This is a genomic window from Streptomyces sp. So13.3 (assembly GCF_005860785.2).
Taxonomy (GTDB): domain Bacteria; phylum Actinomycetota; class Actinomycetes; order Streptomycetales; family Streptomycetaceae; genus Actinacidiphila; species Actinacidiphila fildesensis.
In genome coordinates this window covers 1,731,106-1,746,976 of record NZ_CP048835.1, presented here as the reverse complement: position 1 = coordinate 1,746,976, position 15,871 = coordinate 1,731,106, and the positions used below count along the sequence as shown (strand labels likewise).

At 71.8% G+C, this 15,871-nt stretch carries 15 protein-coding genes; 8 read left to right on the top strand and 7 right to left on the bottom strand.

Annotated elements, in window-relative coordinates; all coding sequences use genetic code 11:
• Positions 1-52: 52 nt before the first annotated feature.
• Together C8250_RS08085 and C8250_RS08080 are read right to left on the bottom strand one after the other, a co-directional pair.
• On the bottom strand, positions 53-259 hold the full coding sequence (locus C8250_RS08085; protein WP_138357389.1) for a DUF5999 family protein: 207 nt from the start codon (positions 257-259) through the stop codon (positions 53-55).
• Between the two features lie 305 nt (positions 260-564).
• Positions 565-1,152: a hypothetical protein gene (locus tag C8250_RS08080; protein WP_138357388.1), complete on the bottom strand. Its 588-nt coding sequence runs from the start codon at positions 1,150-1,152 to the stop codon at positions 565-567.
• 467 nt (positions 1,153-1,619) lie between these two features.
• On the opposite strand from C8250_RS08080, the gene C8250_RS08075 reads away from it, so the two are divergent.
• Positions 1,620-3,113 (top strand): glutamate--cysteine ligase, encoded by a 1,494-nt coding sequence (locus tag C8250_RS08075; RefSeq protein WP_138357387.1) that lies wholly within the window; start codon positions 1,620-1,622, stop codon positions 3,111-3,113.
• Positions 3,114-3,182: 69 nt separating this feature from the next.
• Here the strand turns inward: C8250_RS08075 and C8250_RS08070 are convergent, their stop codons facing one another.
• Entirely contained in the window at positions 3,183-4,973 is a 1,791-nt protein-coding gene (locus tag C8250_RS08070) for a substrate-binding and VWA domain-containing protein (RefSeq protein WP_138357386.1), read from the bottom strand.
• A 108-nt stretch (positions 4,974-5,081) separates the two neighbouring features.
• On the opposite strand from C8250_RS08070, the gene C8250_RS08065 reads away from it, so the two are divergent.
• Entirely contained in the window at positions 5,082-5,879 is a 798-nt protein-coding gene (locus C8250_RS08065) for a type II CAAX endopeptidase family protein (RefSeq protein ID WP_138357385.1), read from the top strand.
• Between the two features lie 46 nt (positions 5,880-5,925).
• On the opposite strand, the gene C8250_RS08060 is transcribed toward C8250_RS08065, so the two are convergent.
• Positions 5,926-6,756 carry a PhzF family phenazine biosynthesis isomerase gene (locus tag C8250_RS08060; RefSeq protein ID WP_138357384.1) on the bottom strand — a complete coding sequence of 277 codons (831 nt, stop codon included), beginning with the start codon at positions 6,754-6,756 and terminating at the stop codon, positions 5,926-5,928.
• Between the two features lie 137 nt (positions 6,757-6,893).
• On the opposite strand from C8250_RS08060, the gene C8250_RS08055 reads away from it, so the two are divergent.
• On the top strand, positions 6,894-7,496 hold the full coding sequence (locus C8250_RS08055; protein ID WP_138357383.1) for a PadR family transcriptional regulator: 603 nt from the start codon (positions 6,894-6,896) through the stop codon (positions 7,494-7,496).
• A 37-nt stretch (positions 7,497-7,533) separates the two neighbouring features.
• Here C8250_RS08055 and C8250_RS08050 read toward each other — a convergent pair whose 3' ends face one another.
• On the bottom strand, positions 7,534-8,553 hold the full coding sequence (locus tag C8250_RS08050; protein ID WP_198358754.1) for a LacI family DNA-binding transcriptional regulator: 1,020 nt from the start codon (positions 8,551-8,553) through the stop codon (positions 7,534-7,536).
• 166 nt (positions 8,554-8,719) lie between these two features.
• On the opposite strand from C8250_RS08050, the gene C8250_RS08045 reads away from it, so the two are divergent.
• On the top strand, positions 8,720-10,999 hold the full coding sequence (locus C8250_RS08045) for a glycoside hydrolase family 3 N-terminal domain-containing protein (protein WP_198358752.1): 2,280 nt from the start codon (positions 8,720-8,722) through the stop codon (positions 10,997-10,999).
• Positions 11,000-11,091: 92 nt separating this feature from the next.
• Here the strand turns inward: C8250_RS08045 and C8250_RS08040 are convergent, their stop codons facing one another.
• Positions 11,092-11,520: an SRPBCC family protein gene (locus tag C8250_RS08040; protein WP_138357380.1), complete on the bottom strand. Its 429-nt coding sequence runs from the start codon at positions 11,518-11,520 to the stop codon at positions 11,092-11,094.
• Between the two features lie 97 nt (positions 11,521-11,617).
• On the bottom strand, positions 11,618-12,157 hold the full coding sequence (locus tag C8250_RS08035) for an HAD domain-containing protein (protein WP_138357379.1): 540 nt from the start codon (positions 12,155-12,157) through the stop codon (positions 11,618-11,620).
• Between the two features lie 94 nt (positions 12,158-12,251).
• Between C8250_RS08035 and C8250_RS08030 the strand changes: the two genes are divergently transcribed.
• The 4 genes from C8250_RS08030 (at position 12,252) to C8250_RS08015 (ending at position 15,822) form a co-directional block, all read left to right on the top strand.
• A complete protein-coding gene (locus tag C8250_RS08030) occupies positions 12,252-12,914 on the top strand; it encodes a pyridoxal 5'-phosphate synthase (RefSeq protein WP_138357378.1) in 663 nt (220 codons plus the stop codon).
• Positions 12,915-13,125: 211 nt separating this feature from the next.
• Entirely contained in the window at positions 13,126-13,638 is a 513-nt protein-coding gene (locus C8250_RS08025; protein WP_244809022.1) for a Clp protease N-terminal domain-containing protein, read from the top strand.
• 12 nt (positions 13,639-13,650) lie between these two features.
• A complete protein-coding gene (locus C8250_RS08020) occupies positions 13,651-14,607 on the top strand; it encodes an EamA family transporter (protein ID WP_138357377.1) in 957 nt (318 codons plus the stop codon).
• Positions 14,608-14,844: 237 nt separating this feature from the next.
• A complete protein-coding gene (locus tag C8250_RS08015) occupies positions 14,845-15,822 on the top strand; it encodes an EamA family transporter (RefSeq protein ID WP_244809021.1) in 978 nt (325 codons plus the stop codon).
• Positions 15,823-15,871 lie beyond the last annotated feature (49 nt).

Genomic DNA, 15,871 nt, shown 5'->3' with positions numbered 1-15,871 from the left:
ACGTCCGCGGATACTGTCCGGGCCCCGCTGCTGTCGGCGGGGTCCGGCGGTTTCAGGCGGCCGTGGCGATCTGTTCGCTGCCCAGCGGCCGGTGCGGGGCGATGATCTGCCCGTCGGGCAGCAGCTCGCCGGTGTCCTCGAAGAGGAGGACGCCGTTGCACAGCAGACTCCAGCCCTGCTCCGGGTGGTGGGCCACGATGAGGGCGGCCTCCCGGTCGGAGCACTCGGCGGTGGGGCACTGCGGCTGGTGCTGGCACATGGAAGGTGTCTTTCGCTGCTGTAGAGGAGTCGTGCGGTCGGATTGGCCTGATACCTGGTTCATAACCGCCCCCGTTCGTTCGGTCGGTCCCAGTGTTGCCCCACGGAGCGGAATCCGCAGGGATTTCGCGCGAGCTGTTCCTGCTAGGTGAGGGCGCGTCACCCGACCGGGCGGTTGCCCTCACAGCGTGTGCCTTTCCGGGTGGTACAGATGACCGATCCGGGCTACGTCGTCACGGTACGCACATGACAACGCCCCCGTGACCCAAGGGTCACGGGGGCGTCCGCCCGCCGTCCGGCAGCGCGTCAGACAGCAGACCCCAGAAGAGATGCGGGTGCCAGTCGCAGCGTGAGGACGGGCACCAGATCGGACAGCCGGTGCAGCCGGTGGGCGGCGATCCCCGGCGGCGCCGGTGCGAGCGGCACCAGCAGATCGGCCGGGGCGGGCTGGGCGGAGCCGGCTTCGGCCGAGATGTCGCTGTGCAGCCAGAGCGCCAGCATGTACAGCCCGGGCACGGACAGCAGATGCGGCTGGTAGGCGGTCGAGAGGGCTTCCGCCTGCCGCAGGGCGCGTTCGGTGGAGGCCAGGTACGGGCCCTCCGAGAAGTGCGAGAACGCCCATCCGTCCGGGGTGCGGACGGTCTCGCCCGCTGCCGCGACACGGTCGCCTGCGCGGATGTTGAAGCGCCAGCCGGTGAGCCGGGCGTGCGGCAGCCCGTGGCCCGAGGCGGCCGGCTCGAAGACATGCACCGGCAGCGGGTGCTCGGGGATGAGCGGGCCCTCGGCCGAGCGGAGCGCCGGCGTACGCGCCTCCAGAACGGCGGTGGGCGAACTCAGGGCGGCGAGGACACTCCGAAGGGCGGGTGCGGGTACAGCGGGGACATGCAGCGGCATGGTGGGTTGCCTCTCAGTCGGAGACACGGTGGTGCTGGGCGGGTGCGGACGGCACTGTCAGCGGTGCGGCGGTGAGGGGGTTCCTGCGCAGGCTACGTCCGACGGATCGCGGAGTCTCTGCCTTGTGCGCGAAGTTTATACGACCTGTGTTCACGCAGTGTTTCGGCTAGCTGTCGCGGGCATTGCCGGCAAGAAGGTAATAGGCCTTCCTCGCCAGATATTTCCTCCGCATTTGCGCCGGAGTACGCTCCCGCGAACTGCACATTCCCTGCCGCTGCGGACGGCTGGATCTCGTCGGTCTTTGTCACGAGGGGTACCCCTCATGCCAGGTTAGCGCGACCATGCCGGGGGAATGTGCCGGAGTGTCTAATCCGGCAGCTTAGCTTGCGCTCGGCGCCGCCGGACCGTTATCGATCTTATGGGTTGGGCATCATCGTCACACGGCCCACTCGAGGAGGGACGCTCCGATGGGGGAGAAGGTCGTAGCCACCGGGTTCGACCTGTCCGACCGGCAGCGGTACCGGATGAAGCTTCGCCAGTGTCTCATGGGACTGGAGCGACTGCTGGACGAGAAGAGGTTCGACCGGCCCAGGAATCTCATGGGACTCGAGCTGGAGTTGAATCTCGCTGATTCGGCAGGTCTGCCGCTGATGATGAATGAAGAGGTGCTGGAGCGGATCGCCAGCACCGATTTCCAGACGGAACTGGCGCAGTTCAATATTGAAGTGAACATCGCCCCTCATCATCTTTCCGGACGGGTGCTCGACCGGCTCGCGGAAGAGCTGCGCATCGGGCTGGGATACGCGGACCGCAAGGCCCGCGAAGTCGGCGCGCACATCGTCATGGTGGGTATTCTGCCGACCTTGAGCGCACAGGATCTGGTGGGTGCGAACCTGTCCAGGGCGGACCGGTACACGCTGCTCAACGACCGGATACTGGCCGCCCGCGGCGAGGACATCACCCTGGACATCGCGGGGGTGGAGCATCTGCTCTACACCTCGGGATCGATCGCCCCGGAAGCGGCCTGCACCTCCATGCAGATGCATCTGCAGGTGACGCCCGCCCGGTTCGCGGCGGTCTGGAACGCGGCGCAGGTGCTGAGCGGGCCGCAGGTCGCGGTGGGAGCGAACTCGCCGTTCCTGTTCGGCAGGGAGCTGTGGCGGGAGACCCGGCCGCCGCTGTTCCAGCAGGCGACCGACACCCGGCCGCAGGAACTGCGGGCCCAGGGCGTACGCCCGCTCACCTGGTTCGGGGAGCGCTGGATCGACTCGGCGTACGACCTGTTCGAGGAGAACCTGCGCTACTTCCCGCCGCTGCTGCCGATCTGCGACGACGAGGACCCGCTGGCGACCCTCGACGCGGGGACCGTGCCGCACCTCAAGGAACTCACCCTGCAGAACGGCACCGTCTACCGCTGGAACCGCCCGGTGTACGCCGTGGTGGACGGCGTCCCGCATCTGCGGGTGGAGAACCGGGTGCTGCCCGCGGGACCCACCGTCGCCGATGTCATCGCCAACACGGCCTTCTACTACGGGCTGGTGCGGGCGCTGGCCGAGGCGCCCCGCCAGGTCTGGCACCGGCTGCCGTTCGGCGCCGCGGCGGCGAACTTCGACGCCGCCTGCCGGCACGGCATCGGCGCCGTCATGCACTGGCCGCGGCCGGGGCGGGGCGGCGGGCTCGTGGAGCTGCCGGCCACGGAGCTGGTGCTGGAGGAGCTGCTGCCGCTGGCGTCGGCCGGGCTCGACGCCTGGGGTATCGAGCCCGTCGACCGCGACCGCTACCTGGGCATCATCGAGGCCCGCTGCCGGCTGCGCACCAACGGCGCCGAATGGCAGTCGGCGGTGTTCCACCGGGCGCTGGAGCGCGGCCTCGACCGGCGGGCCGCGCTGGTGTCGATGACGCTGCGCTACTGCGAGCTCATGCACTCCGGCGAGCCGGTGCACACCTGGCCGGTGAGCTGACCGGGGTCCCGGCCGGCCCACCGGCTCCGGAGGGCATCGCCGGCCCGTGGTGGCGGCCTCCGGAGGGCGTCAGCCGGTGGCTGCGGCCGCGCTCGCCGCGGCCGCCACCACCGCCTTGAACAGCACCGCCTGGATCTGCGCGGGGTCCGTCACCCGGTACGCCGCGCCGCCGGTGGCCCTGGCCATGCGGTCGCACGCGGACTTGTCGGCGTCGGGGCCGACCGCGATGACGATGAGCGGAACGGGGTGGGCGGGGTCGCCCAGCTCCTTCAGTTTGGCGGTCAGGGCGTCGAGGGAGATGCTCCCCGGGTCCTCGTTCGCACCGTCGGTGAGGACGACGACCGTGTTGAACTTGCCCGCGGCGAACGACTTCCTGGCGTCCTGGTACACCGCCAGCGTCGTGTCGTAGAGGCCGGTCGCGCCGCCTTCGACGGGCTGCAGGGCGCCGAACGCGCCGGTCAGCCGGTCCCGCTGGGTGGTGCCCTGGGCGGTGCGTACGCCCAGCCGGGCCGTCTCGACGATCTTCTGGTAGTCGCGGGAGCCGTCGAGCCGGGTGGAGAACCGCCACAGGCCCACCTCGTCCTCGGGCGTGAACTGCGTCAGCGCCTGCAGCAGCGACGCCTTGGTGACGTCCAGCCGGGTCTTGCCCTCGGTGCCGGGCACCGGCGCCGCCATCGAGCCGGAGACGTCGACGACCGTGGTGATCCGGGCGCTCTGCACGGTGATCTGCCACATGACGCGCAGCTGCTGCAGGGCCTGTCCCGACGGTGCGGGTACCGGCTCCGCGCCGACCGGCTGCGGCTCCTGGCCGCCGGCGCCGACCACCAGCGCCGGGTCGGGGGCGCCGGTCGCCGGCCGGAAACCGCGGGCGGACAGCAGGCGCACGCTCTCGTCGCTGCCGAGGAGTGACATGAAGCGCGACACGGCCCGGGACTGGTCGGTGGAGAGCGTGTCGTCGTCCAGCGCCGCGTACGGGTAGTCCAGATCGACGGAGCCGTCCTTGGGATAGAACAGCTTCAGGCCGGGACGGCCGTCGCCCGCGGTGTTGCGGACGAACGCCGCCTGTTCCGAGATCACCAGCGCCTGGTTGCGCTGCGGGTTCTGCAGTTCCGACGTGCTGCTGTCGTTGGGCAGGGTGGCCACGATCTGCGCGTCGCCCGGGGCGGTGTACTGCGCCAGCATCTTCGCCGCGGCGGCCGACTCGGTGTCCACGTCACCGCCCCTGCGGCCGATCGACGACGTGATCATCGTGAACCCGAGCAGACCGGTCGCGCTGCGCGCGGGATCCGCGGTGCCGAGGCGGAAGTTGCTCTTCTCACCGGCGGCCGTGGTCAAATCGGCCCAGGTGTACGCCTTGGCGGGCCAGCCCAGGCCCTTGGCCTGCGCCTGCAGCGTGCCGACGACGACGGGGGAGCGGGCGATGCTGGTCATCGAGGACAACGGGGTGCCGCGGCCGCCGATGGTCACCTGGTCGAGCCAGACGCTGGAGTCCGGGATCCAGACCTGGAAGCCGGGGTGCGTCGGGGCCTTGCCGAGGGCGTCCGCCACATCGGCCGAGGCACGCGAGGTCACGGTGACGTCGAGGCAGCGCCCGTCGGTCTTCACGCCGGTGGCCCTGGCCTGTTTTGCGATGGTGGTGAGAGCGGGCGCGATGTCGGGCGAGGCGGCGACAGCGATCTTGACCACGCCCTCCGCGCAGTGCCCGCTCAGCGGCAGCAGGCCGCCGCGGAGCACGACGAAGGTACCGGCCCCCATCGCCAGAACGAAGCTGGTGGTGACCGCTATGGTGCGGCGGCGTACCCGTGGGCGCGGCGCTCCGCCGGCCTCCCGGGGCTCAACTGGAATGCGGTGACGTCCCATGGCTGTTGGGTCTCTCCTGAGGGGTGCTCCGGCCTGTCGCGCGCGATCTTCGTATCTTTTTTCGAGACCCTAGCCAAGCGGGAACGGTACCGAGGCGGGATGACGTAAATGGAGGCTCGGGTGCACACAGAGTCATACGGGGCGGAGGCCGGACTCGCGCGGCGGACCCTGCGGAGCGAGACCCTGCTCGTACTGGCCCTGTCGCTCGGCGCCAGCGGTGTGGGCGCGCTCATCAGCTTCGTCGGGTCGCTGACCAAGCCCGGATCGCTCAAGGACCAGGCGGCCACCCTGGTGGGCTCCCAGGCGCCGGGCCGGCCCTGGCTCGACCTCGCCTGGCAGCTGTTCGGGATCGCCACCGCCCTGGTCCCGGTCGCCCTGGTCGCGCATCTGCTGGCCCGGGAACGGGTCGGGATAGGTTCCATCGGCTTCGACCTGAAGGAACCCCGCCGCGACCTGGGGCGCGGCACCCTGGTCGCGGCCGCGATCGGCGGCACCGGGCTGCTGTTCTACCTCGGCGTCCGCGCGGCCGGGTTCAACCTCACGGTGGTGCCGGAGTCGCTGCCGGACGTGTGGTGGAAGATCCCGGTCCTGATCGCGTCCGCCGTGCAGAACGCGGTGCTGGAGGAAGTCATCGTCGTCGGCTATCTGCTGCGCAGGCTCGGGCAGTTGGGCTGGTCCCCGGCCGCCGCCCTGGCGGCGAGCGCGGTGCTGCGCGGTTCCTACCACCTGTACCAGGGCGTCGGCGGCATGATCGGGAACATGGTGATGGGCGTGGTGTTCGTCCTGCTCTACCGCCGATGGGGACGCGTCGGCCCGCTCGTCGCCGCGCACGCCCTGATCGACACGGTCGCCTTCGTCGGCTACGCGCTGCTGGCGGGCAAGGTCGGCTGGCTGCCGACGGGTTGAGCGCGCACGCGCCGTGGCGCCGCCGTCCCCGACGCGGCCGGGACGGCTACGGCGCCGCGTGCAGCTCGCCGTCGATGACGGTCACGGCGGTACCGGTGAGCAGTACCCGGTCGCCGCGCAGTTCGGTGCGGACGAAACCGCTGCGTGCGGAGACCTGCAGGCCGGTGAGTTCGGTACGGCCGAGCCGGGCGGACCAGAACGGCGCCAGGGCGGTGTGGGCGCTGCCGGTGACCGGGTCCTCGTCGATGCCGACGGCGGGGAAGAATCCGCGCGAGACGAAGTCGTAGCCGCGGGAGGGGTCTTCGGCCGCGGCGGTGGCGATGACTCCGCGCGGGCCGAGGGCCGCCAGCGCGGCGAAGTCCGGGGTGAGGGCGCGCACGGCCGCCTCGTCCGCCAGCTCGACCAGCAGGTCGCCGACGTCCGGGCCGGTGTCGTACCCGGCCAGCGGCTCCGCGCCGAGCGCTAGCGCCACGGCGGGCGGTGGTGTGGCCGCGGTGAGCGGCGCGGTGGGGAAGTCCATGGTGAGCGCACCGCCGTCGGCGGGCCGGACGCTCAGGACTCCGCTGTGGGTGGCGAAGCGCACCAGTGAGGTGGCGGCGCCCGTGGAGAACAGCACATGCGCGGTGGCGAGCGTGGCGTGCCCGCACATGGCGACCTCGGCCGCGGGCGTGAACCAGCGCAGTGCCCAGTCGGCGTCCGTGGCGTCCGCCGTGCCGTCGAGGCGGTGTGCGAAGGCGGTCTCGGAGAGGTTGACCTCGGAGGCGACCCGCTGCATCCAGCCGTCGTCGGGGAACGCGGCGCCGTCCAGGAGCAGGACTCCGGCCGGATTACCGGCGAAGGGCCGGTCGGTGAAGGCGTCGACGATTCGAATCCGCATGGGACGACCGTAGGCAGCGGTAACGCCGCAGGCCAGAGCCAATCGAGGGGAGGTGGCCCGGAAGAGGGTTGCCGAACGAACGCTTCCGATATATCGTTGAAGCATCGCGACCGATCAACGATGGAAGGAGCGTAACCATGCGTTCCCAAGGACATGAACACGAACACCGCGGACCCGGCCACCATGGCCGGGGAGAACGAGGAGAGCAGCGCCGTGCGGCCTTCGGACCGTTCGGACCGCCCTTCGGGGGTGGCCCCTTCGGCGGCCCCGGCGGGCGCGGTCGGGGCGGCCCCCGGGGCCGGGCGAGGCGCGGCGATGTACGCGCGTCGATCCTTGCGCTGCTCAAGGACCGGCCGATGCACGGCTACGAAATGATTCAGGAGATCGCCGAACGCAGTGGCGGCGCGTGGAAGCCGAGCCCCGGCTCGGTGTACCCGACGCTGCAGCTGCTGGAGGACGAGGGCCTGATCACCAGCGCGAGCGAGGGTGGCAAGAAGCTGTTCACGCTCACCGACGCCGGCCGGACCGAATCCGAAGCGGGGCCCGAGGCCCCGTGGGAAGAGGCCGGCCGGGGCGTCGACTGGGATGCCATGAACGAGATCCGGAAGGCCGGCGGGGGGCTCGTCGAGGCCTTCAAGCAGGTCTGGTCGACCGGTACGCCCGCCCAGCGCGAGAAGGCGCTGGCCGTGGTCAACGAAGCCCGTAAGAAGCTCTACCTCATCCTCGCCGAAGAGGACTGAGGCCGGAGAAGTCCGACCCACGAGCCGGCCCGGGGCACTATGCCCCGGGCCGGCTCGACGCGCGGACGACGAGCCGGGTCGGCACGATCCACGGCTCGGCCGGCTCCGCCGGATCGGCGTCGAGCAGTCCGCGCAGCGCCTTGACGGCCGCCGACCCCAGCGCGCGCTGGTCCTGGGCGACGGTCGTCAGGGCCGGGCGGACCAGCGACGCCGCGTCGATGTCGTCGAAGCCGACGATCGCGAGATCGCCGGGTACCGACAGCCCCGCGTCCGCGGCCGCGTGCAGCGCGCCGATCGCCATCTGGTCGCCGGCCGCGAAGACCGCGGTGGGCGGCTGCTCCGTGGCGAGCAGGGTGCGCACCGCGTCCTGGCCGCTGTTGAGGAAGAAGTCCCCCGTGACCACGTACTCCGGGGGCACGTCCAGTCCGAGCCGGGCGCACGCCTCCCGGAATCCGGCCAGCCGTTCGGCGGCCGGCGGCAGGTACAACGGGCCGGTGACGGTGGCTATCCGGCGGTGCCCCTGGGTGTACAGGTGCTCCACGGCGGCCGCCGCGCCGGCCGCGTTGTCGGAGGTGACCCGGACGGTACGGGGGCCGCTGAGCGCGACGTCGATCCCGGAACACGGGACGTCGGAGGCGGCGAGGGCCCGCAGGGCGCGGTTGTCGGCGGGGGTGCCCAGCACGACGACGCCTTCGAGGTTGTGCCGCCGCACCGCCTGCAGATAGGTGGTGTCGGCGTCGCCGGGACCCGACGTGGTCAGCAGCATCAGGTGGTAGTCGGCCTCGGACAGCGCGTTGCGCACCGCGCTCAACAGGCCCTGCAGGAAGGGATGCTGAAAACCGAGGGTCTCGTAGCCGGTGTCCCAGACCAGGCCGATGGTGTCGGACCGGCGCCGCACCAGCGTGCGGGCGGGTTCGTTCGGGGCGTACCCGAGTTCGCTGGCCAGCCGCCGGATACGGTCGCGGGTCGCCTCGCTCACCTCGGCCCGGTCGTTGAGCGCGCGGGAGACCGTAGCGGTCGAAACACCGCTGCGGAGAGCCAGTTCGCGGATGTTCACGGCGATTGCACCTGTTCCTGGAGTGGCGAGGGTGTGTGCTGCACACAGTCTTGACGATGTGTCATGGCGAAGACAGACTTCCGGCGCACCGGAAACGTTTACGTAACGCGGCTCCGCCACCGGGGCCCGACAGAAACGGGATGCTGCGATGCCACGCGCGATGCCAATGAAGTCACCCAGGACCCGCTTCAGAGCACTTGTCACCCTGGCCACCGCCGCGGCCTGTGTCGCCGCGGTCGGCGCGGTACCGGCCACCGCCGGCAGCTCGGCCCAGTACACCGACGCCAGGGCGCCGATCGATCTGCGCGTCAAGGACCTCCTGAAGCGGATGACGCTGGAGGAGAAGATCGGGCAGATGGACCAGATCGCGGTCGCGCGGGTCCAGGGCGACTGCGAATGGAGCGGCGGTGCCCTCAACGAGACCTGCATGAAGTCGGTGCTGGGCGACTACGCGGCCGGCTCGATCCTCTCCGGCGGCGGCATGGGCCCCGCCGTGAACACGCCCGCCGAGTGGGCGAAGATGGTCAACACGGTGCAGAAGTACGCCGTCGACAACTCGCGGCTGCACATCCCGGTGCTCTACGGGGTCGACGCCGTGCACGGTCACAACAACGTGCTCGGCGCCACCGTCTTCCCGCACCAGATCGGCCTGGGCGCCACCTGGGACCCGGCCACCGTCCGGGCGGCGGGAGCCTCCACGGCGCGCTCGGTCGCCGCGACCGGCATCGACTGGAACTTCGCGCCCGTCGCGGACCTCGCCCGCGACCAGCGCTGGGGCCGCTACTACGAGACGTTCGGCGAGGACCCGCTGCTGGCCGGGACGCTGGCCGCCGCGAGCGTCACCGGCATCGACACGGCGAACGGCGCCAAGCACGTCGTCGCCACCGTGAAGCACTTCGGCGGTTACTCCGAGCCGGCCAACGGCCACGACCGGGTGCCCGCGGACGTCTCCATGCGCTATCTGCAGGACACCCTGCTGCCCTCGTACAAGCAGGCCGTGCAGGCCGGTGCGAAGACCGTGATGGTCAACTCCGGTGCCATCAACGGCGTCCCCGCGACCTCCTCGAAGTACCTGCTCACCAAGGTGCTGCGCGACCAGTGGGGCTTCAAGGGCGTCACGGTCAGCGACTGGGAGGACGTCCGGGCGCTGCAGACGAAGTACAAGCTCGCCGCCGACTACCCCGAGGCGATCGCCCTCGCGGTCAACGCGGGCCTGGACATGGCCATGGAGCCGTACTTCGCCAAGGAGTGGAGCACCGGCCTGAAGACCGCTGTCGACCGCGGGCTGGTCTCGGTCAAGCGCATCGACGAGTCGGCCGGCCGGATCCTGCGGATGAAGTTCGAGCTCGGCCTGTTCGAGCACCCCTACGTGGACGCGGCCAAGGCCGACGCCGCGGTGCTGGGGGCGGACAAGGCCCTCGCGCGCAAGGCGGCCGCCGAGTCGCAGGTGCTGCTGCGCAACGACGGCGGGGTGCTGCCGATCTCCCCGGCGGCCAAGAAGATCGTCGTGGCGGGTTCCTACGCCGATGACATCAACGACCAGGCGGGTGGCTGGACCATCGGCTGGCAGGGCGTCCCCGAAGGTGTGACGCTGCCGGGCACGACCGTGCTGGCGGGGATCAAGGAGGCGGCGCCCGCGGGCACCGAGGTGGTGCGGGCCACCAGCGCCGACGACGCGGTGGCGCAGGCCAAGGACGCCGATCTGACCGTCGTGGTCGTCGGCGAGAAGGCCGCGGCGGAAGGCGCCGCGGACAGCCCGCGGCCCGAACTGTCGGCGGACCAGCAGGCGTTGGTCAAGGCGCTGAAGGCGGCGGGCAAGCCCGTCGTCACCGTCGTCATCGCGGGCCGGCCGCTCGCGCTCGGCGACGCGGACGGCACCCAGGGGCTGCTGATGTCCTGGCTGCCGGGCAGCGAGGGCGGGCACGGAATCGCCGACGTGCTGTTCGGGGCGGTCAACCCGAGCGGCCGGCTGCCGGTCTCCTGGCCGAAGCACATCGGCAACGAGCCGCTGTACTACCAGCAGCTGCCGGGCACCAACGGCGGGCCGGAGTCCTCGTACGACGCGGCCTACCCGTTCGGCGCCGGTCTCTCGTACACCTCCTACGCCTTCGGCGCGATCACGGCCGACAAGGCGGTGGTACGGGCCGGTGACCCGGTCGGTGTCAAGGTGACCGTCTCCAACACCGGCGGCAAGGCGGGCGATCTGGTGGTGCCGGTGTACGTGTCACGGCCGACCAGCGACGTTCTGACGCCGGCGACCCGGCTGGTGGCCTTCACCAAGGTGCACCTGGCGGCGGGGGAGACCCGTACGGTCCGGCTGCAGGTGTCGCCGGGAACCCTCGCGGTCACGCCGGGCGACCTGGACGGCGCGGGCGCGCAGAAGGTCGAGCGCGGCGCGTACACCTTCTCGGCGGGCGACAAGAGCGCGGCGGTGACGGTGCGCTGAGCCGGCGGGTGCGGGGCGGCGGTCGGTCCCTGCCGCCGCCCCGCACCCGTCCGTCCGCACCGGAGCCGCTCGTGCGCCCGGCCCTGCCGTCGCTACTCGACGAGCCCGGCCAGCTTGCGCAGCGACTCGTTGAGGGCGGCGGTCGCCGAGTCCTTGAGCTTGCCCGCCATCATGGCGACGGCCGCGCCGGCGAAGCTGCTGTCGATCCGCAGTTCGGTGGCGTCGCCGTCGGGCGTCAGGGTGTAGCGCATGCTGAGGTTGACACCCATCGGGCCCTTGCCCGCGATGCCCAGCACCCGCTCGGCCTCCAGGGCCTCCACGGTCCAGGTGACCTCGGCCGGGAAGCCCATCATCTTCATGTTCTCCTGATAGGTGGCACCGGCCGCCAGCGGCGCCGGGCCTCCCTTCGGGAAACTCGTGTGGGTGGCGCTCCACTGGCCGTACGACGCGAAGTCGGTCAGCTGCCTCCAGACCTTCTCGGCCGGGGCCGCGATGCGCGCCTGTGCGGAGACTTCGGCCATGCGATCACTCCTTGTGCGAAGGCGCTGCGGCTCGCGCGCAGCGACGGTGTCGCGGAACGTAGTCGCAGCGGCCCGAACATTCAATACTGATGAAGTGTCAGAACTGATGAACCGTCAGAGATTCCCGGCGGGCCAGCCGTACGCTGCGGGTCGGCAGCGGCCCGCGGCTCAGTAACCGGTCCACATGACCCCGGTTCAGACCGTGCCCGGGATTGATCCGCAGCAGCACCCGGTCGGGTCGGAAACGCGCCTGCCGGGCGAGCCGGCGGGGGATGACGTCATCGATCCAGGCGAACGGACGGCCGCCGGCGTGGCGCAGGATCGGCGCCCACTTCCGGCCGGTGAACAGGTCCGCGCGCGGCAGCCGCGGATCGCCGGGACGCGGGCGGTAGCGGCCGAACTCCACCACCGGCAGCACCGGCAGGCCCAGCCGCGGGGCTATGTGCCGGTTGGCCTCGTGCTCCCAGGTGCTGGCCCAGGTGAGCTCGTAGACCGCGGACAACTCGCGCAGCCACGCGCCGTGTGCGGCGGAGAGCAGCACGGTGTGGTCCAGGATGTCGTACGCGGTGAATTCCGCCGAGGGCAGTACCGGATTGAGGACTCCGTCGATGTCGAGGAAAAGCAGCGGTTTGGCCATCGCTCTCCTTCCCCAGGGCGGGGCAGGCGGTTACTCGTGCCTGTGAGGGACGAGGATCGGGGCCATGGTGGTTGCACGCTCAACAGGAGGACATATGGACGAGGAACTGCCGGCCCGGCTGCGCGCCGTTCCGGTGCTGGCCGGACCCCTGCCGCGGTTCGACCCGGACGGTGCGGACCCCTCTCCCGGGCGCCAGTTCGCCCGCTGGCTGGACGAGGCGCTGGACGAGGGTGTGCCGGAACCGCATGTCATGACACTCAGCACCGCGGACCGCGACGGGCGTCCCTCGGCGCGGGTCCTCATGCTGCGCGGCCTGGGCGCCGACGCGTGCACATTCGTGTTCGCGTCCGACGCGACCAGCCACAAGGGCCACGACCTGGCGGCCAACCCGCACGCGGCGCTGAGCTGGTACTGGCCGCGCCAGGGCCGGCAGATCCGGGCGGCGGGCCCCGTCGAGGCCCTGGACGCCGGGATCGCGCGCGGCGACTTCCTGGGCCGCCGCGAGGCCTCCCGGATCGCCGGGTTCACCGGACGGATGAGCGCCCCGCTGGCCGGGCCCGGCGCGTACGACGAGGAGCGGCGGCGGGCCGCGGACCTGGTCGCGGCCGACCCGCAGGCCGTTCCGGCGGGGCACACCGTCTACCGGCTGCGGGCCGACGAGATGGAGTTCTTCCAGGGGGACCCGGACAGCTTCCATGTGCGGCTGCACTACGCCCGGCAGGGCGACGACTGGAAGCGGGGACTGCTGTGGCCGTGAGCGTCCGGTCATGAGCGGTCCGGTCATGAGCGGTTAGGTCATGAGCGGTTGGGTCAGGAGTGGTCCGGCCGTGAGTGGTCCGGTCATGAGGGGTCCGGCCGTGAGTCATCCTCCGGGATGAGGCCGGCCGGACGACCCCGCCTTCGGGGGGATGCGCACATGGCCCCTGGCGGGGATGTTCCCGCCTCCCCGCCCTGATGGGGTGGGGTATGTGCACAGCGAAGCCCGGCCCCTGGACCTGACCCACCCCGACAACGACGCGCGGTTCGGTGTGGAGCTGCGCACGGTGGCGGCCAGTGCCCGGCGGCGGGCCGGGCGCGACGGGGACCGGCAGATCGACACCGCGCATCTGCTGCACTCGCTGCTGGAGACCGACCCCCGGGCCCGTGACGCGTGCGACGCGGGCAGCGGGCAGGTGGTGCGCGTCCTCGGGTACCTGGCGCAGCGCAGCATCGGCTACGGCCTGGAGTGGCAGGGCTCGGTGGAGGACTCCGGGGCGCTGCCGGTGGTCACCGCGCGGAGCACCCCGGGCTGGAGTCCGGCGGCCGCCGCCGCGATGCGCACGGCCGTGTGCTCGGCCCAGCGTGGAGGCCGCGGCCAGGCCGACGGGATCGATCTGCTCAACGCGCTGGCCGCCGACCCGCACAGCCGCGCCGTCGAGGTACTGCGGACCGCCGGTCTGGACGTCAGCCGCTACCTGGACGAAGGACCTGTCGCGAGCTGACATCATGGCCCGATGCATGCGTCTCAGGGGAGGAACGCGGGGCTGGGGCTCGCCTTGGCGTCGGCGTTCGCGTTCGGTGGTTCAGGAGTAGCGGCGAAACCGCTCATCGAGGCGGGGCTCGACCCGCTCGATGTGGTGTGGTTGCGCGTGGCGGGAGCGGCGCTCATCATGCTGCCGGTCGCGCTGCGCCATCGCGCCCTGCTGCGGCAGCGCCCCGGACTCCTGGCGGGCTTCGGCCTGCTCGCCATCGCGGGTGTGCAGACGTTCTACTTCGCGGCGATATCCCGGATCCCGGTGGGCGTCGCGATCCTCGTCGAGTTCCTCGGCCCGGCCCTGCTGCTGGGCTGGGTGCGCTTCGTGCAGCGCCGGCCGGTGAGCCGGGCGGCGGCGATCGGGGTGGTGCTGGCGGTCGGCGGCATGGCCTCGGTGGTCGAGGTGTGGTCGGGGCTGGCCTTCGACGCCTTCGGTCTGCTGCTCGCCTTCGGCGCGGCCTGCTGTCAGGTCAGCTACTTCGTCCTGGCCGACCACGGCACGGAGGGCGAGGACGCCCCCGACCCGATCGCCGTCATCGCCTTCGGGCTGCTGATCGGCGCCGCGGTGATGACCGTGGTGGCGCGGCCGTGGGGGATGAACTGGGCAGTGCTGGGCCATCAGGCCGCGCTCGGCGACAAGCAGGTGCCCGCGGTGCTGCTCGTCGGGTGGATCGTCCTGGTGGCGACGGTCGTCGCGTATCTGACCGGGGTGCTGGCCGTGCGCAAGCTGACCCCGCAGGTGGCCGGGGTGGTCGCCTGTCTGGAGGCGGTGGTGGGGACCGTGTTCGCCTGGATCCTGCTCGGTGAGCACCTGGGCGTCCCGCAGATCATCGGGGGAACGCTGGTGCTGGCGGGTGCGTTCGTCGCCCAGACCACCACCCAGAGCGGTGGGAGCAAACCGGTGGCCGAGCCGCTGCCGCAGCCCGATCTGGTCTGAGGACGGCCCCTGCTCCGAGCCCCGGGTCCCCGGATCTCGCGCCTCGGAACCGCCTTGTAGGGGCGCGTCCGCACCTCGTAAGGTGACGATCATGCACCTCACCGTTCTGCCGCCGCCCGCCGCCTAGGCGGGCTGCCACCCCACGGACGACCCGGCTCGGGCACGTACCCGAGCAGGTCGCGGCTGCCCGCACACGGGACCACGCGACCATCTCAAGTCCTCCGCGGGAGAACACTCGTGCCGTCGAACCATGGCCACACCCTTGCCCCGTCCGTCGGACGCGGCCTGCTCTACGTCACCTTCGCCGCCACCGCCTGGGGCACCGCGGGCGCCGCCGCCGCGCTGCTCCTGGTGAGCAGCGGCCTCGGCCCCGTCACCCTGACCTTCTGGCGCACCGCCGGCGGCTTCGCGCTGCTGCTGCTCGTCCGGCTGGTCCGCCGCCGTCGCGGCGCCGTCCGTACACCGGCCAGGAAGGAACCCCGGCGGCGCGCGGTGCTGCGCATCCTGGCCACCGGCCTCGGCCTGACAGTCTTCCAGACCGCCTATTTCGGCGCCGTCGAGTCGACGGGACTGGCCGTCGCGACCGTCGTCACCCTGGGTGCGGGCCCGGTCATCATCGCGGTCGTCGCCCGTCTCATCATGGGCGAACGGCTCGGCCGCGGCGGCGCCGTGGCCGTCTCCGGCGCTCTGGCGGGGCTCGCGGTGCTCGTCCTGGGCAACGGCGGCGGGTCCGTGGCCCCGGCCGGGGTCGGGCTCGCGCTGCTGTCCGCGTCCGGCTACGCCTGCATCACGCTGCTGACCCGCTGGATGGGCCGCGGCGGTGACGGCGGCGACCCGTTCATGACCTCGCTGTGGGCCTTCGCGGTGTGCGCCGTGACCCTGCTCCCGCTCGCCCTGGCGGAAGGGCTGTGGCCGCGCGGCACGGACCTCGGCCACACCCTGTGGCTGCTGGTCTATCTGGCCTCCGTGCCGACCGCACTCGCCTACGGGCTGTACTTCGCGGGCGCCGCGGTGGTCCGGGCGGCGACGGTCTCCGTCATCGCACTGATCGAACCGGTCTCCGCGGCGGCCATCGCCGTCGTCGTCCTCGGCGAACAGCTGACCGGCGCGACCGTACTGGGCACCGTCATCCTGCTCGGCGCCGTGACGGCGCTGGGCCTGGAGGAGGCCCGGCTGGCCTCGGCCGGCCGCCGCGCGGCGGCCGGCACGGGATGACCGCCGGGGGTGCGCGCCGACACCGGACGACGGTGGCGGGTGCGCGCAG

What these genes read in the sequence shown, in the direction of transcription:
- C8250_RS08060 (WP_138357384.1), bottom strand. Translation starts at nt 6,756, where the DNA reads ATGCGGATTCGAATCGTCGACGCCTTCACCGACCGGCCCTTCGCCGGT.
- C8250_RS08085 (WP_138357389.1), bottom strand. Translation starts at nt 259, where the DNA reads ATGTGCCAGCACCAGCCGCAGTGCCCCACCGCCGAGTGCTCCGACCGG.
- C8250_RS08030 (WP_138357378.1), top strand. Translation starts at nt 12,252, where the DNA reads ATGGACGAGGAACTGCCGGCCCGGCTGCGCGCCGTTCCGGTGCTGGCC.
- C8250_RS08020 (WP_138357377.1), top strand. Translation starts at nt 13,651, where the DNA reads ATGCATGCGTCTCAGGGGAGGAACGCGGGGCTGGGGCTCGCCTTGGCG.
- C8250_RS08055 (WP_138357383.1), top strand. Translation starts at nt 6,894, where the DNA reads ATGCGTTCCCAAGGACATGAACACGAACACCGCGGACCCGGCCACCAT.
- C8250_RS08045 (WP_198358752.1), top strand. Translation starts at nt 8,720, where the DNA reads ATGAAGTCACCCAGGACCCGCTTCAGAGCACTTGTCACCCTGGCCACC.
- C8250_RS08035 (WP_138357379.1), bottom strand. Translation starts at nt 12,157, where the DNA reads ATGGCCAAACCGCTGCTTTTCCTCGACATCGACGGAGTCCTCAATCCG.
- C8250_RS08040 (WP_138357380.1), bottom strand. Translation starts at nt 11,520, where the DNA reads ATGGCCGAAGTCTCCGCACAGGCGCGCATCGCGGCCCCGGCCGAGAAG.
- C8250_RS08075 (WP_138357387.1), top strand. Translation starts at nt 1,620, where the DNA reads ATGGGGGAGAAGGTCGTAGCCACCGGGTTCGACCTGTCCGACCGGCAG.
- C8250_RS08065 (WP_138357385.1), top strand. Translation starts at nt 5,082, where the DNA reads ATGGAGGCTCGGGTGCACACAGAGTCATACGGGGCGGAGGCCGGACTC.
- C8250_RS08070 (WP_138357386.1), bottom strand. Translation starts at nt 4,973, where the DNA reads ATGGGACGTCACCGCATTCCAGTTGAGCCCCGGGAGGCCGGCGGAGCG.
- C8250_RS08080 (WP_138357388.1), bottom strand. Translation starts at nt 1,152, where the DNA reads ATGCCGCTGCATGTCCCCGCTGTACCCGCACCCGCCCTTCGGAGTGTC.